The 25807-nt window shown below is 69.9% G+C and carries 19 protein-coding genes and 1 pseudogene; 8 read left to right on the top strand and 12 right to left on the bottom strand.

Annotated elements, in window-relative coordinates; all coding sequences use genetic code 11:
• Positions 1-139: 139 nt before the first annotated feature.
• The gene (locus ALMP_RS40540; RefSeq protein WP_264937011.1) at positions 140-418 is read right to left on the bottom strand and encodes a hypothetical protein; all 279 of its coding nucleotides are present in this window, start codon (positions 416-418) and stop codon (positions 140-142) included.
• A gap of 198 nt (positions 419-616) precedes the next feature.
• Here ALMP_RS40540 and ALMP_RS40545 point away from each other — a divergent pair, with 198 nt between their 5' ends.
• The 3 genes and pseudogenes from ALMP_RS40545 to ALMP_RS40555 all read left to right on the top strand — a co-directional run bounded on the left by ALMP_RS40545 (position 617) and on the right by ALMP_RS40555 (position 4338).
• Positions 617-1180: an MBL fold metallo-hydrolase gene (locus tag ALMP_RS40545; RefSeq protein WP_264937012.1), complete on the top strand. Its 564-nt coding sequence runs from the start codon at positions 617-619 to the stop codon at positions 1178-1180.
• A gap of 391 nt (positions 1181-1571) precedes the next feature.
• Positions 1572-1727: pseudogene (locus ALMP_RS40550) on the top strand (LuxR C-terminal-related transcriptional regulator); the annotation flags it as partial.
• Between the two features lie 178 nt (positions 1728-1905).
• Positions 1906-4338 carry a SpoIIE family protein phosphatase gene (locus ALMP_RS40555; protein ID WP_264937013.1) on the top strand — a complete coding sequence of 811 codons (2433 nt, stop codon included), beginning with the start codon at positions 1906-1908 and terminating at the stop codon, positions 4336-4338.
• Positions 4339-4425: 87 nt separating this feature from the next.
• Here ALMP_RS40555 and ALMP_RS40560 read toward each other — a convergent pair whose 3' ends face one another.
• A complete protein-coding gene (locus ALMP_RS40560) occupies positions 4426-5673 on the bottom strand; it encodes a DUF418 domain-containing protein (RefSeq protein WP_264937014.1) in 1248 nt (415 codons plus the stop codon).
• A gap of 214 nt (positions 5674-5887) precedes the next feature.
• Between ALMP_RS40560 and ALMP_RS40565 the strand changes: the two genes are divergently transcribed.
• The gene (locus ALMP_RS40565) at positions 5888-6103 is read left to right on the top strand and encodes a hypothetical protein (RefSeq protein ID WP_264937015.1); all 216 of its coding nucleotides are present in this window, start codon (positions 5888-5890) and stop codon (positions 6101-6103) included.
• Positions 6104-6180: 77 nt separating this feature from the next.
• Positions 6181-7968 carry an ABC transporter ATP-binding protein gene (locus ALMP_RS40570; RefSeq protein WP_264937016.1) on the top strand — a complete coding sequence of 596 codons (1788 nt, stop codon included), beginning with the start codon at positions 6181-6183 and terminating at the stop codon, positions 7966-7968.
• A gap of 132 nt (positions 7969-8100) precedes the next feature.
• Here ALMP_RS40570 and ALMP_RS40575 read toward each other — a convergent pair whose 3' ends face one another.
• From ALMP_RS40575 to ALMP_RS40600, 6 genes are all read right to left on the bottom strand, one after another.
• Positions 8101-9213, bottom strand: coding sequence for a sensor histidine kinase (locus ALMP_RS40575; protein ID WP_264937017.1), 1113 nt, complete (start codon positions 9211-9213; stop codon positions 8101-8103).
• Positions 9210-9908 (bottom strand): response regulator transcription factor, encoded by a 699-nt coding sequence (locus ALMP_RS40580; RefSeq protein ID WP_309299612.1) that lies wholly within the window; start codon positions 9906-9908, stop codon positions 9210-9212. Before ALMP_RS40580 ends, ALMP_RS40575 begins: the two co-directional genes overlap by 4 nt.
• 222 nt (positions 9909-10130) lie before the next feature.
• Positions 10131-11777, bottom strand: a complete 1647-nt coding sequence (locus ALMP_RS40585) for an RICIN domain-containing protein (protein ID WP_264937019.1) — start codon at positions 11775-11777, stop codon at positions 10131-10133.
• A gap of 83 nt (positions 11778-11860) precedes the next feature.
• Positions 11861-13276 carry a non-reducing end alpha-L-arabinofuranosidase family hydrolase gene (locus ALMP_RS40590; protein ID WP_264937021.1) on the bottom strand — a complete coding sequence of 472 codons (1416 nt, stop codon included), beginning with the start codon at positions 13274-13276 and terminating at the stop codon, positions 11861-11863.
• 164 nt (positions 13277-13440) lie between these two features.
• Positions 13441-15747 (bottom strand): beta-L-arabinofuranosidase domain-containing protein, encoded by a 2307-nt coding sequence (locus tag ALMP_RS40595; protein WP_264937022.1) that lies wholly within the window; start codon positions 15745-15747, stop codon positions 13441-13443.
• Positions 15748-16169: 422 nt separating this feature from the next.
• Positions 16170-17528 carry a glycoside hydrolase family 43 protein gene (locus ALMP_RS40600; protein WP_264937023.1) on the bottom strand — a complete coding sequence of 453 codons (1359 nt, stop codon included), beginning with the start codon at positions 17526-17528 and terminating at the stop codon, positions 16170-16172.
• A gap of 479 nt (positions 17529-18007) precedes the next feature.
• On the opposite strand from ALMP_RS40600, the gene ALMP_RS40605 reads away from it, so the two are divergent.
• The 3 genes from ALMP_RS40605 (at position 18008) to ALMP_RS40615 (ending at position 20863) form a co-directional block, all read left to right on the top strand.
• Complete coding sequence (locus ALMP_RS40605) at positions 18008-18130, top strand: RICIN domain-containing protein (RefSeq protein WP_264937175.1); 123 nt, start codon at positions 18008-18010, stop codon at positions 18128-18130.
• A 221-nt stretch (positions 18131-18351) separates the two neighbouring features.
• Positions 18352-19440 (top strand): homoserine dehydrogenase, encoded by a 1089-nt coding sequence (locus ALMP_RS40610; RefSeq protein ID WP_264937024.1) that lies wholly within the window; start codon positions 18352-18354, stop codon positions 19438-19440.
• Positions 19433-20863 carry an aldehyde dehydrogenase family protein gene (locus ALMP_RS40615; protein WP_264937025.1) on the top strand — a complete coding sequence of 477 codons (1431 nt, stop codon included), beginning with the start codon at positions 19433-19435 and terminating at the stop codon, positions 20861-20863. The genes ALMP_RS40610 and ALMP_RS40615 overlap by 8 nt, the downstream gene beginning before the upstream one ends.
• 69 nt (positions 20864-20932) lie before the next feature.
• On the opposite strand, the gene ALMP_RS40620 is transcribed toward ALMP_RS40615, so the two are convergent.
• From ALMP_RS40620 to ALMP_RS40635, 4 genes are all read right to left on the bottom strand, one after another.
• Positions 20933-21394, bottom strand: a complete 462-nt coding sequence (locus tag ALMP_RS40620) for an Lrp/AsnC family transcriptional regulator (protein ID WP_264937026.1) — start codon at positions 21392-21394, stop codon at positions 20933-20935.
• 261 nt (positions 21395-21655) lie between these two features.
• On the bottom strand, positions 21656-22627 hold the full coding sequence (locus tag ALMP_RS40625; protein WP_264937027.1) for a succinylglutamate desuccinylase/aspartoacylase family protein: 972 nt from the start codon (positions 22625-22627) through the stop codon (positions 21656-21658).
• 18 nt (positions 22628-22645) lie between these two features.
• Complete coding sequence (gene solA, locus ALMP_RS40630; protein ID WP_264937028.1) at positions 22646-23785, bottom strand: N-methyl-L-tryptophan oxidase; 1140 nt, start codon at positions 23783-23785, stop codon at positions 22646-22648.
• 417 nt (positions 23786-24202) lie between these two features.
• Positions 24203-25687: an NAD-dependent succinate-semialdehyde dehydrogenase gene (locus ALMP_RS40635; protein ID WP_264937029.1), complete on the bottom strand. Its 1485-nt coding sequence runs from the start codon at positions 25685-25687 to the stop codon at positions 24203-24205.
• Between the last annotated feature and the right edge of the window lie 120 nt (positions 25688-25807).

The following is a 25807-nucleotide window of genomic DNA, read 5'->3' on the forward strand; positions in this document are numbered from 1 at the left end:
AAACCGTCGCCGGTGATCCACTCGGCCCGGGGTGCTCGTCGGCCCAGTGCCGTGCTGAGGGCCGGCCGGATCACGGTTACGCCAGACCCCGTACACCTGCCGGTCCTGTGCCGTCGCGTCCTTCCACGTCCGCGGCCGCTCAATCAACCCTGATCCGCTGTTCTTCCTTCATGCCGCGGGCGAACGCCAACTGCGTGTTCACCGGACTGCCGATCGGAGCCGGTGACCTGCCGTACCCGTTCAGGTCCGTGTCGTACTCACCGGCCGGACTGGTCCGGGAACGCTGTTCCATCCGGAATGCCCTGAGCGGCCAGCCACCGCCGATCCTGCCGCCCGTGACGGCGAGGGCGTCGAGCACCGGGCCTTCGGCGGCCCCGGTCCTGGCGGTCCCTTCGGTGAACACGATGTCGGCCTGCATAGCGGCGGAGCCCTTCCCGTCGCACGACAACCGAGCTGAACCGAATCGAACTGAAACTGATTCGGTTTCGGTAGAGTAGGGCGGCCGAGCTCGCGTTCGACACCGGTCTGCGTGCCCTGTTCACCGGCTTCCGGGAGCTCCTTGCCCGGTGACCGGCTCGTACCGCCCCACACCACGCCCATCCCCGAGGAGCCCCTCATGACCGCTGCCTTCCACGTCCTGACCACCGGCTACGCCGACACGCGGGTGGCCGGCACCGTCACCCTGCTCGTCGACGGCGAGACGGTCGCGATAGTCGATCCCGGCATGGTCGCGGATCGCCGACTCATCCTGGACCCGCTCACGCACCACGGGCTGAGCCCCGAAGACGTCACCGACGTGATCTTCAGCCACCACCACCCGGACCACACGCTGAACGCGGCCCTGTCCCCCGAAGCCCGCTTCCACGACCACATGGCCATCTACCGGGATGACATCTGGGAGGACCGCGATGCCGACGGATACCGGCTCTCCCCGTCGATCACGCTCATGACGACCCCGGGCCACACCGCGCAAGACGTCAGCACCCTCGTCACGGCCGAAGAGGGCCTGGTGGTCCTGACTCATCTGTGGTGGACCGCCGAGGGACCGGCCGACGACCCCTTCGCGCCCGACCGCGAGCAGCTGCGGGCGGCCAGGGAGAAGGTCCTGGGCCTCGGCCCGGCGCTGATCGTGCCGGGACACGGGGCACCGTTCGTGCCGTCGGCGTCGACGCCCGTCTAGCCTGCCTCATACCGTCGTCGCCCTGCCATGGATCTTCGGCCGACACCTTCCCGCCTTCCCCCCTCCCACACTGATATCGACCCAGGGGGCGCCACGGGGGAGAGCGAACATGAGAATCAGCCGGGCTCGTCTCCTGGCCATGGCTTCGGCGCGGTGGGCACGCTGATGCGAAAGTGACACCGCCATCGGACTTCGTGCCGACGCCGCCGGCTGACGTCGCGGGAGACGGCACTCGCGGCGTCATTGCGGCGAGGGCGGGTTCAACGCTCGGCGGTGTGCGGTCGAGCCGCTTCCCGAGAGGCCGGCTGATCGGGGCGTTCGACGGACACCCTGGGCAGCTTTCGGGCGAGCGGTGCGGGCAGCCACCAAGCCCTCCTGCCCAGCATCTGCCAACGACGAGATAGCGGCCCGCCTGGTGGTCTCTCCCCTGACAGCGAAGACCCACGTCAGCCGCATCATGGCAAAACTCGGCGCGAGGGACCGATCCCAGGTCGTCGTCCTCGCGTACGAATACGGGAGGGTCAGCCCCGGCTGGCTGGCGGGCTAGGCCCTGTCGTTCGGATCAGACCGGCCCGTGCCCGGACCGGGAACGGCACACCGTGGGCACGGCGCCGGAACGCGGCCGGTTGAGCGGGGTGGGCAGTGGCGGGATGCTGGAGGCAGCGGCGTGAGAAGCGACGCGACGCCATGCTGAGTGGCTGCAGGAACGAGGTCGTGGTACGCGCATGGACAACGAACTCGACACGACCACCGAAGCGAGGGGCGCGGGAGCACCCGAGGACTTCGCCGTCGTCATCGACGGCCGCGGAGCCGTCACGGCGTGGAGCGCCGGAGCACGGCGACTGCTCGGATACGAGTCCCAGGAGGTGGTCGGCCGGCCGGCCGCCTACCTGCTCGCCGCGAAGCTGCCCGTCGCGTTGCGGCGCCACCTCGCGGCCAGGGAGCCGTGGACGAGCGATGTGTCGCTGCGGAATCGGGACGGAGACCGAGTCAAGGTGCAGCTGCGGGGTACGCCACTGGCGGACCCGGACGGCGACACCCTGTGGGTCGTCACACCGGCGGCCATGGCATACGCCGCCGCGCCGACCGAGGCGGGGACGGCGCGGCTGTGGGACCTCACGCTCGCACAGCTCCCGGTGCCCGTGGCCGTCTACGACCATGAGGCGCGGTTCGTGGCCTGCAACCAGGTGATGAGCCGTGCCATGGGCCTGACACAGGAGGAGATGCGGGGCCTGACCTTGTGGGAGATCTATCCCGTCCCGCCGCTGGACGAGATCGACCGCCTTCAGCGGCAGGTGGTGCGCACCGGTGAGATGATCTTCCGCGAGGAGCAGCCTTTTCGGGCCTCCGGGGAGGTCCGCGATCACGCGTGGTCGGTCTACCTCTCGCCGCTGAAGGACCGGGCGGGCGCGGTGCTGGGGATGTCGGCGCTGGTGATCGACATCACCGGGCAGTACTGGGCCCGGCGCCGTCTGGCGGTGCTCAACGAGGCCAGCACGCGGATCGGCAGCACCCTGGACGTGACCCGGACGACCGAGGAGCTGGCCGAGGTGGCGGTGGGCGGGTTCGCCGACTTCGTCACCGTCGACCTGCTGGAGTCGGTCGTCCAGGGGCACGAACCGCAACCGATACCGCCCGACACGCCGGTGCAGTGCCGCCGTACCGCGCAACGCTCGGTGCTCTCGGGTTGCCCGGAATCCGTGGTCCGGACGGGCGACGTCGACGTATACCCGCCCGGCTCACCACCGGCACAGGCGCTGACCACCGGCCGGGGTGCCCACTACCGCGCGGGAGACCCGCGGCTGCGCGAGTGGTCGACGGCTTCCCCGGCCCGCGCCGAGAGCATGAGGCGGTTCAGGATCCATTCGGTGATGATGGTGCCGCTGCGCGCCCGGGGCGTCACCCTGGGCGTGATGCACCTGCTTCGACACCGTACGGGGGACGCCTTCGTCGAGGACGATCTGACGCTCGCCGAGGAGATCGCCGCCAGGGCGGCCGTGAGTATCGACAACGCCCGCCGCTACACCCGCGAGCGCCGTACCGCGCTCACCCTCCAGCGCAGTCTGCTGCCCGAGCGGCTGCCCCAAGCACCCGCCGTGGACCTCGCCCACCGGTACCTTCCCGCCGGTCCGGGGGACGAGATCGGCGGAGACTGGTTCGACGTCATCGCGCTGTCCGGAGGACGGGTCGCGCTGGTGGTGGGCGACGTCGTGGGCCACGGCGTGCACGCCTCGGCCACGATGGGCCGCCTGCGCACCGCGGTACGGACTCTCGCCGACGCCGACTTCGCACCCGACGAGCTGCTCACCCGGCTGGACGACCTGGTCATCCGCCTCGACCGGGAGGAAGGCCCCGACACCCGGGGTCAGGCGGAGGGAGCCTCGGGAGAGGTCGGTGCCACGTGCCTCTACGCCGTCTACGACCCCGTCGCCGGCCGATGCGACCTGGCCCGGGCCGGGCACCCGCCGCCCGTCCTGGTGGACCCCGACGGCACCGTACACGTCCTGGACCTGCCCGCCGGGCCACCGCTCGGCCTGGGCGGACTGCCCTTCGAGGCCGCCAGGATCGACGTGAGCGAGGGCAGCCTGCTCGCCCTCTACACCGACGGCCTGATCGAGGCCCCCGGCCGGGACATCGACGTCGGACTGGACCTGCTGACCGAAGCGCTGCACCGTCCGGCCGCCGGCCTGGAGGAAGTCTGCGACGAGGTCATGCGCAAGGTACGACCCGACCCGCCCGCCGACGACATCGTCCTGCTCCTGGCCCGCACCTCCGGTCTCGGCGCGCAACAGGTACGCACCTGGCAACTGCCCGTGGACCCCGCGGCCGTCGCGGGGGCCCGCCGGATGGCGAGCGAACAGCTGGCCGCCTGGGGACTGGCCGAGTTCGAGTTCCCCACCGAGCTGATCGTCAGCGAGCTGGTCACCAACGCCATCCGATACGGAAACGCCCCCGTCGAGCTGCGGCTCATCCGGGCCGACGTGCTCATCTGCGAAGTCTCCGACGGCAGCAGCACCGCCCCGCACCTGCGGCGGGCCCGCGTCTTCGACGAGGGCGGACGCGGACTGCTGCTCGTCGCCCAGATCGCCGAGCGCTGGGGCAGTCGCCACACCGCCGCAGGCAAGACGATCTGGGCCGAACAATCTCTGCCTCACTGAGCGTCCCAGCCGCTCACACCGCGATGATCTGCCGCCCCTGGTCGGAGCCGCCGGTGGGACGTGGAGGCGTCCCACCACGGTCGGGTCTCATCGGATGTGCTTCGCCGGCTTGGTGGCGGCGTTGAGGAGGTACTCCAGGGGGCCGCGGCGGAAGAAGCGGGACCAGAGTGCGGCGAACAAGATCGCCCCGAGGACGAACAGGAGCAGCGGCACCCATGACTGCTGGGTACTGGTCCCGGTGGGCAGGGACAGCATGGACTGTGCGAGGAAGTGGCCGACGTAGGCGGTCAGGGACATGGTGCCCACGGCGATGACCGGTGTGGCCAGGCGGCGCAGTCGCGGCAGGCGGTCCATCGCCACCGTCGCGCCCACGATCACGAGGATCGCGACTCCGATGCTGCCGATGATGTCGAACGTGGTGCCGCTGTGCGGCCCGGCCGTCAGGAGCGACGATGCCGGCATATCGGGGAACGACCCGCTGTCGGGGGGCATCGACCCGGAGCCGCCGGACGACGGCCCGTCCTCCGCGAGGCTCCTCAACGCGCCCGGACCGGCGAGCAGCAGGGACATGCCGTAGGCGGTCACGGTGAGGGCGGCACCGAACACGGCCAGGCGCCGCTGGACAGTGCCGGAGGACAGGTCGAGGCGGCCCAGTGCCATGCCCGCGATCACGAACGACAGCCATGTGAGCGCCGGGTAGAAGCCGGTGAGCAGCAGATCGAGAACTCCCACCTCGCTGAGCCGGTACAGCGGGTCGTAGGCGTTGACGCTCTGCCGGATCGAGTCGGTCAGCAGCGAGTTGAGGGCGAAGGCCAGCTGCGGTGTGACGAGCGCGAACGCGGCCGCGGTGATCGCGAGGGTCCTGGCGCTCAGTCGCACCAGGGGCAGGGCGAGGAGGAAGTAGACGCCATAGAAGCCGAGGATGATCACTCCCCCGTACTCCATGGCCATCGCGGTGCCCAGCGCCAGCAGGACCACGGCGCGGATCGCGATGCGGGCTTTCGCCTGCCGGCCGGCCAGGCCGGTCTTCGGCTCCCGGCGGCCGGCGAGCAGCATCAGCGAGAACCCGGCGAGGGTGGCGAAGAGGACCGACGAATGACCGTCCGCCAGGTACCGGATCCAGCTGGCGACGCCGTCCGTGGCCGACAGCGGGGGGCCGATGTGCACGACGTACATGCCGAACACCGCCAGCGCGCGGGCCAGATCCACCCCGACGAGGCGTCCCATCGAGGGACCGGGCGAGTCCGGCACGGCGGACTCGGGGGAGGTTCGGGGCTGCGGAGGCGAGTTCTCCTGGAGAGCTGACGTCTCCTGCGGCGGCTGTGTCTGTGTCATACGGAGAATCTCGCGTGGACGTCAGGGGGCGGACCATCCGGCAGTCTTCGGTAACGCCCCCGCCGATCGGCGGGTACCGCCCGGCCGACCGGCGGAGTCTCGCCCTGACCGGTCTCCGGCGCGACCGGAGGGCGGTCCTCTCCAGCCACTCGGCGGGGGTGGACCCGACAGTCGCCGGATGGGCGCGGGGCGGACGGGCTTCCATGCTGAAGGCATGACACACCGTGCGCGACACAACGAGCGTGAGGACTTCCTCGAGTCAACGGCCGACGTACCGGGCCGTGACGTCGTCCCTGGCAGGGGCGAGTTTCTGGAGTTCCTCGGTTTCACGCTGGCGGCGGGCGCCTTCGTACTGTTCGTCGTCCGTCCTGAGGTCTCCGAAGCGTTGGCGCACACCCTCGCCACGAGCACAGCCGGACTCGGTCACTGAGCCGACACCCGCTCACGCTCCCTGGTACGCGGCACCGCTGATGTGGTGCCCGGCACACCGTAGAAGAAAGGCATTCTGTGAACACCGCATCCGCCCCGACGACGGATGAGACGTCCCTGTCCGCCCGAGAGACGGTCAAGGCACTGGGCGCGTACGTCCGGCCGCACCGGTGGGCCGTCGCCCTCGGCCTGCTGTGTGCCCTGGCCGGAGCCGCCGGGGGACTGTTGCAGCCGCTGGCCACGAAGGCACTGGTGGACCGGCTGGCGTCCGGTGACACCATCGCCGGGATCCTGATCGCGCTCACCGTGCTGGTGGTGCTGGGCACGGCGGTCGAGGCGTTCGGCGCGTATGTGCTGGAGCGGACGGCGGAGTCGGTGGTCCTGGCCGCGCGGCGCACCCTGGTGGGACGGCTGCTGCGGCTGCGGATCGCGGAGTGGGAGCGGATCCCGCCGGGCGATCTGATGTCCCGGGTCACCTCGGACACCACGCTGCTGCGGGCGGTCAGCACCCAGGCGGTCGTCTCCGCGGCCACCGGCGCGGTGGCCTTCGTGGCGGCGATCGTGATGATGGCCTACCTGGACGTCGTACTGCTGGCTGTGACGCTCGGGGTCGTCGTGCTGGTCGGCGGTGGCGTCGCCCTGGTGATGCCGAGGATCGCGCGGGCCACCGAGCGGTCGCAGGAGGCGGTCGGGGAGATCTCCGTCGCGTTGGAGCGGGCTCTTGGGGCGTTTCGTACGGTGAAGGCGTCCGGTGCCGAGGAGCGGGAGACCGCCCGTGTGGAGGCGGCGGCGCAGCGGGCGTGGCGGCACGGGGTGAAGAGCGCGAAGTGGGAGTCCGTGGCGGGCTCGGCGGACGAACTCGCCGTCCAGCTGGCCTTCCTCGCGGTGCTGGCGGTCGGCGGGGCGCGGGTGGCGTCCGGGGACATTCCCGTGTCCACCCTCATCGCCTTCCTGCTGTACCTCTTCTACCTGATCGAGCCGGTGTCCACGCTGATCGACGCCGTGACCTCTTATCAGGAGGGGGCTGCCGCGATCTCCCGGATCGCGCGGGTGGAACGCCTGGCGACGGAGCCCACCGACCGGCGGACGGTCGCCCTGCCCCAGCAGGGGGCAGCGGTGCCGGGTCCGGCGTCGGTCCGCTTCGAGGACGTGTCCTTCCGCTACCGCCCCGGCCTGCCGTACGTCCATCAGCAGGTGACTTTCGAGGTGCCGGGCGCCGGGATGACGGCCTTCGTGGGTCCCTCCGGTGCGGGCAAGTCGACGGTGTTCGCCCTGATCGAGCGGTTCTACGAGGCCACCGGTGGCCGGGTCCTGATCGACGGCAAGGACGTACGGGACTGGCTCCTGCCCGAGCTGCGGTCCGCCATCGGATACGTGGAGCAGGACGCTCCGGTGCTGGCCGGCACGCTGCGGGAGAACCTGGTGTTCGCGGCGCCCGGCGCGACGGACGACGACCTCCGCGGCGTCCTGGCCCGGACGAAGCTCGACACCCTCGTCGAGCGCCTTCCCCACGGCCTGGACACACCGGTAGGACACCGCGGCTCGAAGCTGTCGGGCGGCGAGCGGCAGCGCATCGCCATCGCCCGCGCCCTGCTGCGCAGGCCCCGGCTCCTGCTCCTCGACGAGGCGACCTCGCAACTCGACGCCGTCAACGAGCTGGCGCTGCGGGACGTCATCGCGGAGGTGGCCCGCGAGACCACCGTGCTGGTGGTGGCCCACCGTCTGTCGACGGTGACCGGCGCCGACCGGATCGTCGTCATGGAATCCGGCCGGGTCCGCTCGTTGGGCACGCATGAGGAACTGGTGGCCCAGGACCCGCTGTACGCCCAGCTGGCGGCCACCCAGCTCCTGGCCCCCGCGCGATGACCCGCGGGCCTTGGCTGGTGGCGCTCGACAGGCATCGAGAAGGGCGTGGCCGATGGCGCCGAGCCGCATATCGGCCCTGCCCGGTCTCCGTCACGCCGTGCACGGTCAGCCACTACCTGAGTGAGGGGGCGGTCAGTCCGCGCTGACGGGAATCCGCACCCGCACCCGGTAGCCGCCCTCCGCGGTCGGGCCCGCATCCAGGGTGCCGTGCAGGATATCGGCCCGTTCCCGCAGTCCGACCAGGCCATGCTGCGAACCGGGCAGGGAGAGCGAAGGACGCGTGGGGGGAGTGTTGGTGACGGTCACTCCGATGCCGTCGCCGTCCTGCCACAGCTCGACGGACGCCGTGGCGCCGGGGGCGTGCTTGCGGACGTTGGTCAGCGCCTCCTGGACCGTGCGGTAGAGGGCCCGTTGCGCGGGGGTGCCCACGGCGGGCGGCAGCTCACCCGTCAGCTGCGCGTTAGTGCCGCTTGATTCCACCAGTTTGCGCAGGTCGGCCAGGGTGGGCTGGGGCGTCAGCTCGGTGGTGTGGCCGCCGGAGGCGCGCAGCAGCGTGACCATGGTGCGCAACTCGTCGAGCGTGGTGACGCTCAGCGAGCGGATCGTGCGGGCGGCCTCCTTGGCATCCGCGTCCTTGGTGGCGACCTGCAACGCTCCGGCCCGTACGGCGATCAGGCTGACCTGGTGGGAGACCACGTCGTGCATCTCGCGGGCCAGTTGGGCGCGTTCGCGGGCGAGCACGGCCTGTGCGTGCAGGGTCCGCTCGTGCTCCCTGGCCTCCTCGATCTCGGTCAGCCGCCGCGCCAGGTCCCGTTGCGCCTGGAGAAGCTGGCCGAAGAGAACCGGGGCCGCGGCGGTCGCCAGGCCGTACACGAAGAAGATCAGGGTCATGCTCCGGTCGGCCTCGGCCAGGGGCCACGGAGTGCTGCTCGCGACGGCGGCCAGGGCGACGCACACCGCGAGGAGACGGCGGTCGCGGGAGTGTGCGGCCAGGGTGAACAGCGCCGCGAGCACAGCGACGGCGACATCCTGCATCAGCGCGATGGGCAGGGTGAGCAGGAACACGCCGAGCGGGAACCTGCGCCGGAACGCCAACGCGGCACAGCCGACCACGGCCAGCGCCACCTCGAGGCGGGTGTGCTCCCACATGCTCACCACCCGTACGTCCACGGCCGCCACCGCCACCAGGACGAGGTCGATGACCGGCGTGGGAACCCGCTGCCACACGGCACGTGCACGGCTCATCGCCCGGCCTCCGACCGCGGGTGCTCGTCGAGCAGACCGGCCCGCTGCGCCAGCAGCGCGGCCTGCACCCGGCTCGTCACCCGCAACTTCGTGAGGATCGCGCTGACGTGGTCCTTGACCGTCCCTGCACTCAGGTGGATGCGTGCCCCGATGTCGGTGTTCGACAGGCCCTCCGCCACCAGGACGAGGACGTCGCGCTCGCGGGCGGTGAGCAGCCGGACCCGGGCGGCCTCCTCATCGACCGCGGCAGTGGTGCCGGGGTGGCTGTGCAGCAGGGTCCGCGACGCCTTGGGGGAGAGGACCACGCCGCCCGCGGCCAGGGTGCGCACCAGGTGGGCGAGCTGCTCCGGCTCGGTGTCCTTGAGCAGGAAACCGGCCGCACCGCAGTGCAGCGCGGTCAGGATGTACTCGTCGGCATCGAACGTCGTCAGCATCGCCACCACCGGAGCGTCGGGCGTCTTCCGCAGCTCTCGCAGGACGGTGAGTCCGTCGACGTCGGGCATCCGGATGTCCAGCAGCACGACGTCCGGCCGCTCCCGGCGGACGGTCTGCACGGCCTCGCCCCCGCTCGCGGTCGCGACTACCTCGATGTCCTCGGACGCGCCCAGAATGAGTTCGAACCCCGACCGGACCAGTGCCTCGTCGTCCACCACCACTACCCGGATCACGCGCGCTCCCGCCTCACCTTCGTTCATGCCGGCCGGCCCATGCCGACTCGACCTTAAAGCCATGCGGAGCGTCGGCGGCCCGACGAGCGGTAGGTCCAGCCACACGGCGGGGTGACACCCACCGGTCGGCAGGGACACCGCGGCCTTCTGCCTGCGGTTCCGTGGGCTCCTCGCGCTGAAGGGCCGGGGTAGGTCACCCCGGCCCTTCAGACCGTCGTCGATCAGATCAGCCGTTGCTGAGACACTCTCCTACGGCAGTGTGGTCCACTTCTGGCTGTTCTGGCCGTTGCAGGTCCACAGGACCAGCGGGGTCCCGTTCGCGGTGCCGGACCCGTTGACGTCGAGGCACAGTCCGGCGTGGGCGTTGCGGATCGTCCCGTCGGCCTGCTTGGTCCACTTCTGGTTGTTCTGACCGTTGCAGGGCCAGATGATGACCCGGGTGCCGTTGGTGGTGCCCTGGTTGGTGGCGTCCAGGCACTTGTCGCCGTAGACGCGGATCTCGCCGCCGGCCCAGGTGGTCCAGAGCTGGTTGGCGGCGGTGTGGCAGTCCCAGATCAGCGTCGCCGCCCCGGCCGCGGTGGAGGCGCGATCCACGTCCAGGCAGCGGCCGGATCCGTTGCCGCGCAGGCGTGCGGTGGTGGCGGCCAGCGGGCTGCCGCCGGTCATCTTGAACACGGCGACACCGTGCGCCGGGACGCTCGCCGAGATCTGGCCGGACGTGCTCGACGTGCCGCCGGTCCACAGGTCGGTGAGGGTGAACGACCCGCCGGTGAGGCCGACTTGCGCGGCCGTGGCGGTGATGGTCGTGGTGCTCCCTCCCCGGTTGAACAGACCCACGGCGACCGAGCCGTCCGACAAGGGCTTGGCGAACACCTCGGTGGCGCCGTCGTCGCGCACCCTGCGTCCGCCCGCACCCAGCGAGTCCTGGTTGACCGCCAGCAGACGCGGGTTGCGCAGGATCGCGCTCACGTCGGCGGACATGGTGCGGATGTCGTTGCCGGCCATGAGCGGGGCGCCCAGCAACGCCCACAGGGCGAAGTGGGAGCGGGACTCGGTCAGTGACAGGCCGGGGCGGCCGACGACGAGCATGTCGGGGTCGTTCCAGTGCCCCGGGCCCGACTGAGCGGCCAGCGGCGCGGTGACGTCCAGAACGTTGCCGACGCCCATCGGATAGCTGTTGGTGTTGTTGTTCTGCCAGATGTCGAGCAGGTCCTCGGTGGTCCGCCACAGGTCGGCGACCTCGCCCCAGTTGTACTTGTCGCCGGTGGGGGCGTGGAAGCTGTTGGGATTGATGCTGTAGACGATCGGCCGCCCCGTGGCGCGCAGGGCGTTGCGCATGAGGGTGAACTGTGCGATCTGCTCGTTGAGGGTGCCGCTGCCGGAGCACCAGTCGTACTTGAGGTAGTCGACGCCCCATGACGCGAACGTGGCGGCGTCCTGGGCCTCGTGGCCCTTGCTTCCGGTGGAGCCGGGGTAGGTGCCCACTCCCTGTGCGCACGTTTTCTCGTTGGGTGCCTGGTAGATGCCGAACTTCAGGCCCTTGCTGTGGATGTAGTCGCCCAGCGCCTTCATGCCGCTGGGGAACTTGGTCGGGTTGGCCCGGAGGTTGCCCGCGCTGTCGCGCTGCGGGTCGAACCAGCAGTCGTCGACGACGACGTACTGGTAGCCGGCGTCCTTCATGCCCGAGGACACCATCGCGTCGGCTGCCTGGCGGACCTGCGCCTCGGTGATCCCGCATCCGAAGCTGTTCCAGCTGTTCCAGCCCAGGGGCGGGGTGAGCGCGGGGCTGCCGGGCGCGGCCGTGGCGGTCGTGCCGGCGGAGGCGGTGACGCAGGCGGTGAGCGTCAGTGCGGTGGCTGCGAGGAGACGCAGCAGTCGTGTGTGCAGGGGTGCCATGAGGGGGGTCCTTCCTGGCCCGCACCGCGGAAGCCGCGGTGCGGGCGTTGGGAGCATGGTCACGAGCTCGGGATGACGCGCGGTCAGCGCTGCAAGGTGAGCAGGCCCGGCCGGTACGGCAGTTTCAGGTAGTCGGGGCTGTTCGCGCCGGGGTCCCTGCCCTGGTAGAGGAACTGCAGGTTGCAGGGGTCGATGGTCATGGTCTGGTCGGCGTTGACGCGGATCAGGTCACCGTGGCTGATGTCGTTGGTCCAGGTGGCACCGCTGTTGGCCTTGCCCGCGAAGGGGCTGCTCTCGGTGCCGGCCTGCTCGGTCCACGGACCGTTCAGGCTGGGGGCGGTGAACGAGCGGAAGTAGCGCCCGCCCGCGCCCTTTGCCTCGACGATCATGAGGTACTGGTTCTGGCCCTGGACCTTGTAGACCTCCGGGGCCTCGAACAGCTTGTCCTCCGTGTCCTTCATCACCGTCGTGTACGACGAGCCGAAGCTGCTCGGGAAGTTCCCGAGCGGCATGGTCGACCTGTAGATGCTTCCGAGGTCATCGGCGAAGAACAGGTACATGTTCTGGCCGTCGGCGATCATGGTCGGGTCGATCGGGCCGCCCACGGGGAGGCTGCCGGTGAACAGCGGCTGCGGGGAGGACCAGCCGTTGGGGTTGGTGGGGTCGCTGGACGTGCGGTAGACGAAGGGCCAGGCGGTACCCCAGCCGTTCGAAGCCAGCACCCAGATGTTCTTGGTGGAGAGGTAGAACAGTTTGGGCGCCACCGCCAAGCCCTCGCCCATCCCGGTCTGGGTGGCCGTCGCCATGTCCGACCAGTTCGTGAAGGGACGGAACGCCATGGAGTCCCACGACGATCCGTCAGAGGTGGTCGCGTAAACCAGGTTCTGGCCGTTGTACTTCACGGTGGTGAAGTCCTTCAGGGCGACCCACCCGTTCGCCGGCTGCGCCAGCGGACCCGTCGAGGTCCACCGGTACGTCGACGGAAGAGCACACGTGTTGCCCGTCCCGGACAGGCCGGTCCACTTCTGGTTGTTGGCGCCGGTGCAGTTCCACAGCTGTACGGCCGTGCCGTTGGCTGTGGCGCCGCCGCTGACGTCCAGGCACAGCCCGGACTCCACGGCGACGACCGTGCCGTCGGAGTTCACCCGCCACTGCTGGTTCGTACCGCCGTTGCAGGGCCAGATCACCGGCCGGGTCCCGGCCGTGGTGGCGTGGCCCGGGACGTCCAGGCACTTGTTGCCGTAGACGGTCAGCTGGTTGTTGTCCGTCAGCGTCCACTGCTGGTTGGTCCCGCCGTGGCAGTCCCAGATCTGCAGGTTCGTACCGTCGGTCTGGCTGGCGCCCGGCACATCGAGACACCGGCCGGAGCCGACACCGCGCAAGGCGCCGGTGCTGGCCGCCTGAGCCGGGCTGGGGTTGACGACGAGCGTCGCCGCCGAAGCGACCAGGACCGAGAGTGCCACGGACAGGTGCCTGCGACTGAACGTACTTCTGAGCACGTAGACCTCATTCTTTGCGGGAGCGGGTCCGGACGGCCCGCTGACGGGCCGTCCGGACGGATGGGGCTGCGACCAGGGGGAGATGTTCGGAATGCCGAACCATGGTCGGGGGAGTGAGCGGACGATGAGGACGGGATCGATGGAGATCTGGTTCCGCGGCGGACTCAGTTCCGCACGATGCGCCACCGGTTGTCGGCGGTGCCGTCGTCCGCGTCCTGGATGGCGAACGCGCCGACAGCGGTGGAGTTGTTGGCGATGGCCAGCAGCTTCCCGCTGTTGACGTTGCGGATCTTGAAGGTCCCGTCTCCCTGGTCGAGCAGCGTCCACCGGTGGTCGGCGGTGCCGTTGTCCGACCACTGCAGCACCGTCGCGCCGTCCGCGGTGGACATGTTCAGGACGCCGAGCACCTTGCCGCTGTGGGCGTTGCGGAAGCGGACCGCGCTTCCGTCGGTGATCATGTACCAGTCGTGGTCGGCGGTGCCGTTGTCCGACCACTGCAGAGCGCGGCCACCGTCGGCCGTGGACATGTTCTGGATGCCCAGCAGCAGACCACTGGCCACGTTGACCAGACGGACGCTGCCGGTGGTGTTCCAGTACACCGTGTAGTTGTGACCGTGCGCGTCGTGGAACGGGCCGAGGTTGACGGTGGAGCCGTTGGCGGTGGCGGTGAAGGCGAGCGACGTGCTGCTGGCCCGTGTGATCGAGGACGTGTTCAGCGTCGGGAGGGAGCTGAGCGTGGAGTCGCCGTAGTTGCCGGACAGGACGACCGGGCCGTAGGTGATGGCGGCGATGTTCGCGTTGTCGTTGGCCGCTCGCATCACGACCCGCATGGGCAGGCGGACGGTGACCGTGTCGCCGGAGGTCCAGGAGCGGGTCAGGGTGGCGTAGCTGCCGGGGGTGGTGGTGATGTTCTGCGCGACGCCATTGACGCTGATGGTGGCCCCGGTGGTCCAGCCCGGGATGCGGACGCGCATCGCCCAGGTGCCGCTGACGTTGCCGGTGACCTGCAGGGTCGTGGTGTCGCTGACGGGGTATGTCGTGGTCTGGGTAACGGTGATTCCGCGCTCGGACCAGTTGAGCACCGAGGGCACGAACATGTTCACGATCAGCGTGTCGTCACTGCGGAAGTAGATGGAGTCCATCAGCCTGGTGTGCATCTCCAGGCCCGTGCCCTGGCAGCACCAGAAGGTGCCGTAGTCGGTGCTCCAGGTGCCACCGCCCCAGGCCGGGCCCACACCGCGTCGGCCGCCCGGGTTGAGCGGGGTGAAGTAGGTGACGTGGCCGTGGTCGTCGGCCGGGTTCTGCTGGCCGATCATCTGGTTCAGCCATGCCCGCTCGTAGTAGTCGAACAGCGCGACTCGGTTCGGGTCCAGGGCGAACAGTTCCCGGGTGAGGATGAGCATGTTGAAGGTGTTGCAGCTCTCGCACGTGTCCTTGTTCAGGAAGCCGGCGATGGCGTTCGGGGCGCGGAAATGCTCCGCCTGGCTGTTGCCGCCGATGGCATAAGTGTGCGAGTTGACGGTGATGTTCCAGGCGTTGGTGGCGATGTCCCGGTAGCGGGTGGTGCCGGTGGCCTTGTACTCGCGGGCGGCCCCGATCCACTTGGGTACCTGGGTGTTGGCGTGCAGTCCGTTGAGCTGGTCCTGGCCGGCCGCCAGAGGGTCGAACACCGCGGCGTGGTCGAAGCGTTGGGCGACGGTGAGCCACCGTGCGTCGTTGGTCTGCATGTAGAGATCGGTCAGCACGGTGTTCATGCCGCCGAACTCGGTCTGCAGCATGGCCTGCATCTGCTGGCTGCTCAGTCTGCCGGTGCGCCAGTCGACCCATCCGGCCAGGGCGAGCAGCACGTCCCGGGCCTGCGTGCTGCCGATGTGGCGCCATACGTCCAGCAGGCCGGCGAGGGTCTTGTGGATGGTGTAGTACGGCACGTTGCCGTTGCTCAGGGTCCGCTGCTCGAGGGCGGTGAAGTCGGACTCGGGGTAGCCGGAGAGGTATCCGGCGTTGAATCCGGCGGCGCTGTTGTTGGTCTGGCATTTGGCCAACTCGGCAACCATGTAGGTCGCCTTGTCCCGGCAGGTGGTGTCCCCGGTCACGGCGTACAGCTGGGCCCATGCCGTGAGGAAGTGCCCTTGGACGTGGGTGCGGAAGGGGAACGTCGGCGCGTCCCAGCCGCCGGTGGCAGCCGCGCCGTTGGTGGACAGCCGGTGGTTCGCGCGGAAGTTGTACAGCAGCCGGTCGACGTCGACGAACCGGAGGTAGTTCCGCGTACGGTTCTGGTTGTCCAGCCACCGGCTCGCGGTGAGCCGGACCTGGTCGAGTTCGAAGGGGCGCGCGGAGACGCCGATGTCGACCCTTGCGGGAGGGACGGCCGAGCGTGCGGGAGATGCGCCGATGAAGGCTCCGGTGGCAGAAGCGGCGGCGGTGGCCCCGGCTACTTGCAGGAGGCGCCGTCTGCTGACGGAAGAGGGCATGGTGCACCTTTCGTTGAGGAGAGAGTGACGGCTCGGTCGTTGGTCGGTGCAGATCTCCTGCGGTCGGCTGCAGCACGTCGCGGACTTGTCTGCTGCCGAAGTGGCGCCATACGTCGAGCGCGGCGACGACACCGCAGCCCAGCTGAGCAAGGAGGCCTGGGGGTCATGGGAGTCTCGGTCCCATCGGCCCTCTCCAGCGATACATAGGATGGATTAACGGATATGAACGTTGCCCGTGTCTAGCCTTGGGACACGGAATACTTGGCTACTGGCGGATGAGTGGCCGATTAGCGCCATGACGGCCAGTCAAACATTGGATGTGTGATCGTCGTTGGTCGTCCTGTGGCCGCGCGCAGCGAGTCAGGGCCGCGCCGCCGCGGGTCGCCAGCCACGGCGGCACGGCAGGGGGTGGGGCGGACAGGTCAGGCCCAGGGGCTGACCACCGTGAAGGAGCTGTCGGCTCGGAAGGTGTCGGTGTTCTGGTAGGGGTCCACCTGCAGCGCGTAGTTGTAGTGACGCAGGTAGCGGCCGGGGTAGTTGTACGACTCGAGGCTGACGGAGCCGGATGTGCTGCCGGGGCGGGCGCAGTAGGTGGCGTCCTTGTTGAAGGTGTCGGTGCCGTTGCTGCTGTCGAAGCGGATCCGGTAGTCCCAGTGGCGGAGGTAGCGGCCGGAGGAGTCGCGGAAGGAGTAGCAGTTGGCGTCGGCGAGACCGGGCACGACGGTGAAGGTCGCGCTCTGCTTGACGGCGGTGGTGCTGGAGGTGCTCACCGGGTCGATGTAGCCGCGGCTGTCGGAGCGCACCACGGCGTATCGGCCGGGGAAGTTGACCGACTGCAGTGACCTGGTGGTGTTGGTGGGCAGGGTGACACCCCCGGGGACCGTCTCCTTCAGCACGGTGAGGTGACGCGCGAAGCCGGTGAGCCCGGGCAGCTCGGTGGGGGTGGTCCAGGTGGCGAAGTCGTCGTAGCTGTCGCTGTACCAGTACTTCCCGGCGCGGTAGCCGTCGTAGTAGATGCGCCAGCCGCCGTTGTCGAGCTGGACCAGGGCCGGGCCCTCGACCCAGTCACCGAATCCGGCCCAGTTGCCCGTCTTCAGCATGGTGTACGGGCCGGTGAGGCTGGAGGCGGTGGCGTACTCGATGTACTTCGTCGTCTCGTTCTTGGTGAACGCGTGGTACGTGGAGCCGACCTTGACGATGAAGGTGTCGATGTAGTTCGGGCCGATGCCGGACAGCTGGGTGGGCGTCGACCAGGTGGTCAGCGCGGAGTTGGTCGCGGTGATCTTGTAGGCGGTGAAGTGGGTGGCGGTGCTCGCCGTTGTCAGCGACACGATGATGTTGACGCTGCCGTCGCTGTCGATGAACCACTCCGGCGCCCAGGTGCGGGTCAGTCCGCTGATCGGGATCGTGTAGTTGTACAGGAACGTCCAGTTCACCCGGTCGGTGCTCCGGGCGAAGCCGATCGTGTTCCCGGTCCAGTTGGTGGTGTAAGTGATGTAGTAGAAGCCGTCCGTGTGCTTGAAGACGCTGGGGTCGCGAATCAACCCGGAGGGCGGGGTGTACGCCGGGCCTTTGCGGAGGGTGAAGCCGGTTGCGTCCGGCGAGTCGTACACGTACATGTTCGACTCGCTGGAATTGGTGAACGCGGTCATCGTGTACCGCGTGGCCTGCCCGGGCGGCGGGGCGGCGGCGGAGGCCGTGCCCTGAAGGGCGGGCACGCCCAGCAGGACCAGCATCAGCGGGCCTAGCAGGGCGAGCAGGGTTCTGACGGTTCTGTTCAACTCTTCCTCCGGAGGCCGGCCCGTCCGCTTGACTGATTACGCCGTCGCGAGGGGCCCTAATTGTTCGACATTGCGAACAATGTGCGGTGGTTCGAGCAGAAGATAAGTTTGAGTCGTGGCCCCGTCAATGTTTCCCACGAGTTTCGTTCCTGCGCGGTTCATCCGCCGGGATGGCGGAAAAGGCGCGCTGCCGCATGGGTTGACTTCCGTACGGGGGTGCCCTTTGCGTTCGGGCGGCCATTCCGTAGGACCTGCGTCCGGCAGTCGGACATGCGCGTGCGAGTGCGATCCGGCCACCGTAAGGAACCCCCGTGCCCCGAACCGGGCCTGCCGACCCGGTTCACGATCGGCCTGGGCGGGGTGTGGAGCAACGTCTCCGCCCTGGAGTACCTGCGCAAGCAGTGGAACCGCACCGACTCAACCGACGGAGACATCACCTCGTACGCCGTCACGCCCACCGGTGACGCTACTTCTTCCTCATCAACCGCTACAGCGGGCTCTGCCTCGGCGTCGACGAGGGCAGCACCGCCGACGGAGCCAGGGCCGAGCAGCAGCCGTGCGCGTCACTGACGCGCCAGCAATGGCAGATCATCGCCTTCTGACGATCCCGCCGACGGGCGGCGCCTTCGTCGGGCCATCCGACCGACGGCCGCCCGCCTGGCGTACTCAGCCTGCCGGAGGTGGGGTGGGCGGCGAATCGTCATCACAACGGTGCAGATCGGCATGCCGGGTGGTCGTTGCGGCATGGAGCAGGTGACAGGCGGAGAAGCGAGGCTCTGAGCAGCCGCACCGTGGAGGCGGCGGACTGTGAAGGAGCGATCTCATGGGCCGATACGATCTCGCCCTCATCGGATTCGGCGGCGTCAATCGCGCGCTCGCCGAACTCATATCCCAACGCGGGCACCGCCTCGCCGAGGACTTGGGCTTCGCCCTGCGGGTGGTGGCCATCACCGATCTGCGGGCCGGTTCCCTGGTGGACACCGACGGCATCGATCTGGCGCCGCTGCTGGCCGCCGAGCCCGGGGAGCTGAGCTTCGCGGGACGTGCGGGCGGCAGCGCTGAACCGCGCAACGAGTGGGTGATCCGCGAAGTCCCGGCCGACATCGTCGTGGAGGCGACGTTCACCGACCCGACCGACGGAGAGCCCGCCCTCTCCCATGTGCGCTGGGCCCTGGAATCGGGCAAGCACGTGTGCACCACCAACAAGGGACCGGTCGCACTCGCCGGCCGCGCACTGAAGCAGCTTGCTGCCGAGCACGGTGTCGGCTTCGAGTTCGAGGGCTCGGTACTCAGCGGCACCCCCATCCTGCGCACCGCCGAGCGCATGTTCGGCGGCCTGGAGATCACCGGTGTCCAGGGCATCATGAACGGCACCTCGAACTACATCCTCGGCCGCCTCGAAGAGGGCATCGAGCTGTCGGCGGCCGTCGCCGAAGCCCAGGAGCTGGGGTACGCCGAAGCCGATCCCACCGCGGACATCGAGGGCCACGACGTCCAGCTCAAGGTCATGATCCTGGCCAACGAGGTCCTCGGCGCCGAGCTGCGCCGCGAGGACGTCTTCTGCGAGGGCATCTCCGCGCTCACGCCCCACGAGGTGCGGGACGCCGCCTCGAAGGGGCTGCGCTGGAAGCTGGTCGGCTCCGCCACCCGCCAAGAGGACGGCAGCGTCGATGCCCGCGTCGCCCCCCTCGCCCTGCCGGCACACCACCCGCTGGCGGGGATCTCCGGCCCGGTCAACGCGGTCGCCTTCCACACCGACCTCCTCGGCACCGTCACGGTGTCCGGGCCGGGCGCCGGCCGCTTCGAGACCGCCTACGCCCTGCTGTCGGACATCATCGCCATCCACCAGCGCCACGCCGACGACGACACCGCCCCCACGCGCCCCGTTCTCCAGGAGACCCACCGTGTCTGACACCGCCGTGCCCCCCAGCATCGAACTCGGCGCCGACACGGTGCCCGTGCACAACCCCTACACCGGCGAGGTCATCGCCTCGGTCCCCACCGTCGACGCGGGCGCCGTCGGCGGCGTCCTGCAGCAGGCCAGGTGCGGGCGCCGTACCGCCGCCGCGCTGTCCCGCGCCTCACGGGCTGCGGCCCTGGAACGCGCCGCCCACCTGGTCGAGCGGCGCGCCGAGTCCTTCGCCCAGCTCATCGTCAGCGAGGCCGGCAAGACCATCACCCAGGCCCGCAAGGAAGTCGCCCGCGCGGTCAACACCCTGTCCCTGTCCGGGGCCGAGGCACGGCGCAACGCCGGGGAGGTCATCCCCTTCGACTCCTACGAGGGCTCGGAGAAACGGCAGGGCTGGTTCACCCGCGAGCCGCTGGGCATCATCGCCGCCATCACCCCGTTCAACGACCCCCTCAACCTGGTCGCCCACAAGCTCGGCCCGGCCATCGCCGGCGGCAACGCCGTCATCCTCAAACCGTCCGCCCTGACACCGCTGTCCGCGCTGCGCCTGGTCGACACCCTCATCGAGGCCGGCCTGCCCGAGGAGATCGTCACCGTCGTCAACGGCGACGCCGGCATCGCCGCCGCGATCGTCGCCGCCCCCGACGTGCGCATGGTGTCCTTCACCGGCGGATTCACCACCGGCGAAGCCATCTCCCGCACCGCCGGCCTGAAAAAGCTCGCCATGGACCTGGGCGGAAACGCCCCGGTCATCGTCATGGACGACGCCGACCTCGACGAGGCCGTGGCCTGCTGTGTCTCCGGCGCGTTCTGGGCGGCGGGCCAGAACTGCATCGGCACCCAGCGGATCCTCATCGCGGCCGAGGTCTACGAGCGCTTCCGCGACGCGTTCGTCGCCCGCACCAGGCTGCTGCGCGTCGGCGACCCGCTCGACGAGCGCACCGACGTCGGCCCCATGATCACCCCGGACGCCGCGGCCGCCACCCGGGCCAAGGTCGACACGGCGGTGGCCGAAGGCGCGGTGCTGCTGTGCGGCAACGCCGTCGCCGGCGCCCTGTACACGCCGGCCGTCCTGGAAGACGTCCCGGCGACCTGCTCGATCTGGCAGGAGGAGGTGTTCGCCCCGGTCGTCGTGCTGCAGCCGTTCACGTCCTTCGAGGACGCCATCGAGCAGGCCAACGCCGTCGACTACAGCCTCCACGCGGGCATCTTCACCTCGCGCCTGGACCGCGCCCTGACCGCGGCCCGGCTGCTGGAGGCAGGGGGAGTGATGATCAACGACTCGTCCGACTACCGCTTCGACGCGATGCCGTTCGGCGGGTTCAAGTACGGCAGCATGGGCCGCGAGGGCGTGCGCTTCGCCTTCGAGGAGATGACCCAGCCCAAGGTCGTCTGCGTCAACCACATCTCCGACGTGGTGCGATGACCGCTTTCCGCACCGAGCGCGAAGCCCTGGAACCGAACGGTGACCGGCGAGGACCTGCCGATGCGCTGCTCACCCCGGCTCCGTCGAAATCCGCGGTCCTCGCCGAGGGTTGACGACCCTGGACAGGGTGAGCGCGGTGACCGTGTCCCGTACACCGGGCATCTGGGCGATGTCCTCCCAGATGCCCCGTACGCGTTCCAGTGAGGCCGCCTCCAGGCGCACCATGATGTCGAAGTCGCCGCTGAGGATCTCGCAGAGGACGACCTCGGGGATGCGTTTGAGCGCGGCCAGGACGTCGCCGCCGCGCATACGGTCCTGGCGGTACACGAGTACGAGCGCGGAGACCGCATCGCCGGTGTCGCCGCCTGCGCGGACGATGGTGTAGCCGGCGATGTGGCCCTGGCGCTCCAGCCGTTCGACGCGCTGGCGCACCGCGTTGCGGGACAGCAGCACCTTGCCGGCCAGCTCGGAGTGTGAAATGCGGGCGTTGCGGGTCAGCTCGGCGATGATCTTCTCGTCGATGGCGTCCATGGCGGACCGTCTCCTTCGCGAATCGTCCCTCGGCATCCCGGCTCACCGGGGACCGGCGATCTCCACGGACGTCCCATCGACGGCGACGACTCGCCGTAGATCTTGCGCGGGGCCGCTACCGACAGCGATGTGCCGGTCGCGGTGGCCGGCTTGCCGCCGGCCACCGCGACGGACGGTGCGCGACACCGAATTCAGCCACGAGCCCACTCCAGCCGGCGCTTGATGACGGCTGCTTCGTTCGCTGGTGGGGCATGAGGCCCGTCAGTCGCGGGGGGCGGCGATGGCGGCCAGGTGCGTGCCGGGACGCACGGTCAGCCCGTTCATGTTGTAGATGATCGTTCCGGTGGAGACGGCGGAGACCTTGAGCTCGGCGCCGTCGACCGGGTCGATGACGCGGCCGATGGTCTGCCCCTCGGTCACCTCGTCACCGGTGACCGCGTCCGGGTACCAGAGGCCTGCGGCCGGAGATTCGACCTCGCCCGTCCAGATCCAGTCGCGCGGCTGCACGGCCACCTGCGCGACGTGCTGCGGCGCCTTTGTGACGCCCAGGTGGTGCAGGAGCCGGTACAGGCCGTCGAGGAGCCTGCGCACGGTGGCCGGGTCCCGGTCGCCGAGTTGCCCGGTCTCGACGAGGATCGCGGGGATCCCCCGCCGGTTCGCCGCGGCGTGGCTGTTGCCGCCGTCCGGGCTGGTGCCGAAGATGACCCGCTCGTATCCGACCGCGTGGGCCATCGCCTTGTTCTTCGCGTCCAGCTTGTCGTCGCCGGTCAGGCGGTAGCCGACGAAGTCGAGCAGGTGCTGGTCGATGCCGCCGCTGTGCAGGTCGATGTAGGCGTCGGCGCCGTCGATCAGGTTCTCGAACAGCCAGGCCGCCATCCGCTCGGTGGGGCCGCCGTCCTTGTCGCCGGGGAAGACGCGGTTGATGTTGACGCCGTCCAGCGGGGAGATGTTGAGCCTGCCCCCGTAAACGGCCGGGGGGTTGGCCACGGGGCAGATCACCACCTGGCCGGCGACCTCGTCCGGTTCCAGCAGCCCGGCCAGGCGGGTGGCGGCGTCGACGCCGATGAACTCGCCGCCGTGGACACCACCGGTGATCACGACCCTGGGGCCGGGCCGGGAGCCGTTGACGAGGATCAGGGGCACCTCCACCGTCGTGGTGCCGAGGTCGGCGGGCAGGCTCCCGCGGGTCTTCCGGCCGGGCTCGGCCCGCAGCGCGCCGATGGTCAGGATCATGGTCTTCCTCGTCGGGGCTCAGGCCGCAGTGCGGTCGTGTGTGGTGATGAAGTCGATCGGCTGGGAGGTGTGGCCCTCCAGGGCGAGGTCCGCGGCGATGTCGCCCATGGCGGGCGAGATCTTGAATCCCTGGCCGGAGAAGCCGGCCAGCAGGACGATGTCGTCGCAGCCCGGCAGGGGGCCGACCAGCGGCCGGGTGCTCTCGGTGTAGCCCTCCATGAAGACGGACAGACGCACCGGGTCGGGGTTCAGGCCGGGCAGGTGGCGTCGCACCGCCGTGGTGAAGGTCTCCAGCTCCTCCGGTGCGACGGTTCGGTTCAGCCGGTTCGGGTCGTCCACGGGCTTGTGGTGGGGCTGGGGCAGGCCGAGCTTGACAGCCAGGCCGTCCGGGGACGGGATGCCGTAGAAGGGGGTGTCGCCGCAGCGGACGAAGGCGGGACGCTCGATGTCCGCCGGGTGGTCCTCGTGGGGCAGGAACCAGGCGCTGATCGCGCGGTAGACGCTCACCTCCCACGGCAGGTCGGGCAACAGGTCACCCACCCACGGGCCGGGGGTGACGACCGCGGCGTCGAAGCGCTCCGTGTCGGTGTCGGTGCGGATCTCCACGCCTCCCCCGGCGACGGGAGTGACCTCCCGCACCCGGGTGTAGCGGCGGATCCGGGCCCCCAACTCCTCGGCACGCCGGGCCGCGGTCTGGACCGTCAGCTCGGGGCGGACGAAGCCCGCGTGGGAGTCGAGGACCACCAGGTCGCCGTCGTCGACGTGGAACTGCGGGAAGCGCTTCGCCATCGCCTGGGTGTCGATCACCTCGTGGTCGAGGCCGTGTTCGGCGATGCCGTCCATGACGTTACGCATCTCGGGGTCGTCGGCCGGCCCCATCACCAGGGCTCCGGTCAGACGGCGCAATTCCCGCCCGGTCTCCGCCTGCAACTGCTTCCACAGGGCGTCGGCGTGCCGGACGAGCGGCACATAGCGGCCGTCGTGGGTCTGCACGCTGCGGAAGACCCGGGTCTCACCGCCGGCGGCGCTCCGGTCGTGGCCGGGGGCGAACCGGTCGTAGCCGACGACCTCGGCACCCCGGGCCGCCAGCCGCCAAGCGGCCTGGCTGCCCATCGTTCCCACGCCGACCACGGCGACGCGCCTCCTGGCAGCTGACACAGGACTTTCCTTTCGTACCACCGGGCCGCGAGCCGGGCGCCGAGCGTGAGGATGCTTGGTGGCGACTTGGAGCGGAGCGCGCCCTAAGGCCCCAACACTCGTATCCGTCCCGGGTCCGGGGGACTGGTGGTCCCGAGTCCTCGAACCCTTCCCAAGCCGTGCCACATTGTGGAATGCTGTGCTAATATCTGGCACAGAGGATGGCATTGGCTCAGGCGGGAGTCAAGAGTCCCGGGGATGGCCGCGCGACTCGCCCTCACGCCGCGCGTGACCCCGCCCGGTCCTCGTGGACCGGCGACGGGCCCGTCTGCCGACCCGATCTCGCGACCCGCCTGACCGGCGCAGGAAAGCAGATCCCGCCTCCCAGCAGCCCCTGGAGCACTTCTGACTGACCCGGTTCCGAACCGGTGTGACGGCTCAGGTGTTGAAGCCGGGCATCGACAGGTACTTGAGCTGCTGGTACTCGTGGAGACCCTCGGGTCCGCCTTCGCGGCCCAGGCCGGACTGCTTGATCCCGCCGAAGGGCGCCGCGACCTCGGAGACCAGGCCGCGGTTGATACCGACCATGCCGGCCTGCAGACGGGCGGCGACCCGGCGGGCGCGGTCGATGTGGGACGTCATCACATACGACGCGAGGCCGTGCTCGGTGTCGTTGGCCACCGCTATGGCCTCGGCCTCGGTGGAGAACCGGTGGATGGCGGCGACAGGTCCGAAGACCTCCTCGTGCATGATCGCGGCGTCGGCGGGGACGTGGTCCAGCACGGTCGGGGCGGCGTAGTGGCCCGGCCCGTCAGGGATGTCCGCCTGGCCGATGACGACGGCACCACGGGCCACGGCGTCCTCGACGAGGTGGCGGACCTTGTCCACCGCGCGGTGGTCGGCCAGCGGGCCGAGCTCGGTGTCCTCCCGGTCCGGGGCACCCACCCGGATGGCGGCGATCCGTTCGCCCAGCGCCGCGGCGAACGCGTCGGCGATTCCCTCCTGGACCAGGAACCGGTTGGCGCCGACACAGGACTGGCCGCCCAGCCGCATCTTCGCGATCATCGCTTCGCGGACCGCGAGGTCGAGGTCGGCGTCGTCGAAGACCAGGAACGGCGCGTTGCCGCCCAGCTCCATCGAGGTGCGCAGCACCCGGGCACCGCTTTGCTGAAGCAGCAGCCTGCCGACCGGCGTGGACCCGGTGAAGGACAGCTTGCGCAGACGGGGGTCGGCCAGCAGCGCCGTGGTGACCGCTGCCGCGTCGCTGCTGGTGATCACGGTCAGGACACCCGCGGGCGCGCCGGCCTCGCGCGCCAGTTCGCCCAGTATCAGGGAGGACAGCGGGGTGAGCGCGGCCGGTTTGAGCACGGCGGTGCAGCCTGCGGCGAGGGCGGCGGCGGCCTTGCGGGCCGCCATGGCCAGCGGCACGTTCCACGGAGTGATCAGCAGGCAGGGCCCGACCGGTTCGGCGACGGTGACGATGTGGCTCTTGCCGTCGGGGGAGGGGGTGCTGCGTGCGTGGGGGCGGACCGCCTCCTCGGCGTACCAGCGGAAATAGGCCGCGGCGTAGTCGACCTCGCCCCGGGCTTCGGTGATCGTCTTGCCGATCTCCAGGGTGATGATCCGGGCCAGACGCTCACGGTGTTCGGTCATGGCGTCGGTGATCCGGTGCAGGACGGTCGCACGGTCCCGCGGGCTGGTGAGGGCCCATTGGTCGGCGGCCGCGGCCGCCGCGTCCAGTGCTTTCAGCGCGTCTTGTGCGCCGCAGTCGGCGACGGTGGCTATGACTTCCTCGGTCGCGGGGTTGCGCACCTCGAAGGTGCGACCTCCGGTGGCGGGTTGCCAGTCGTGGGCGAGGAAACCACGGGGGACGGATTCGAGGACTTCCGACTCCCCTGAGGGAGCGGTGAGCGTGTCAGTCATGCGCGTGGCTCTTTCGCTGAACGCAGGATGGTGTGGTTGAGGGAGCACGATCGGTGGGTGGTCATACGGCGTCGCCTCCGGGGTTGGCGACGCCGACTGTGTTCTCGACCGAGAGCAGGG

This window comes from Streptomyces sp. A012304 (assembly GCF_026008495.1).
Classification (GTDB): Bacteria; Actinomycetota; Actinomycetes; order Streptomycetales; family Streptomycetaceae; genus Streptomyces.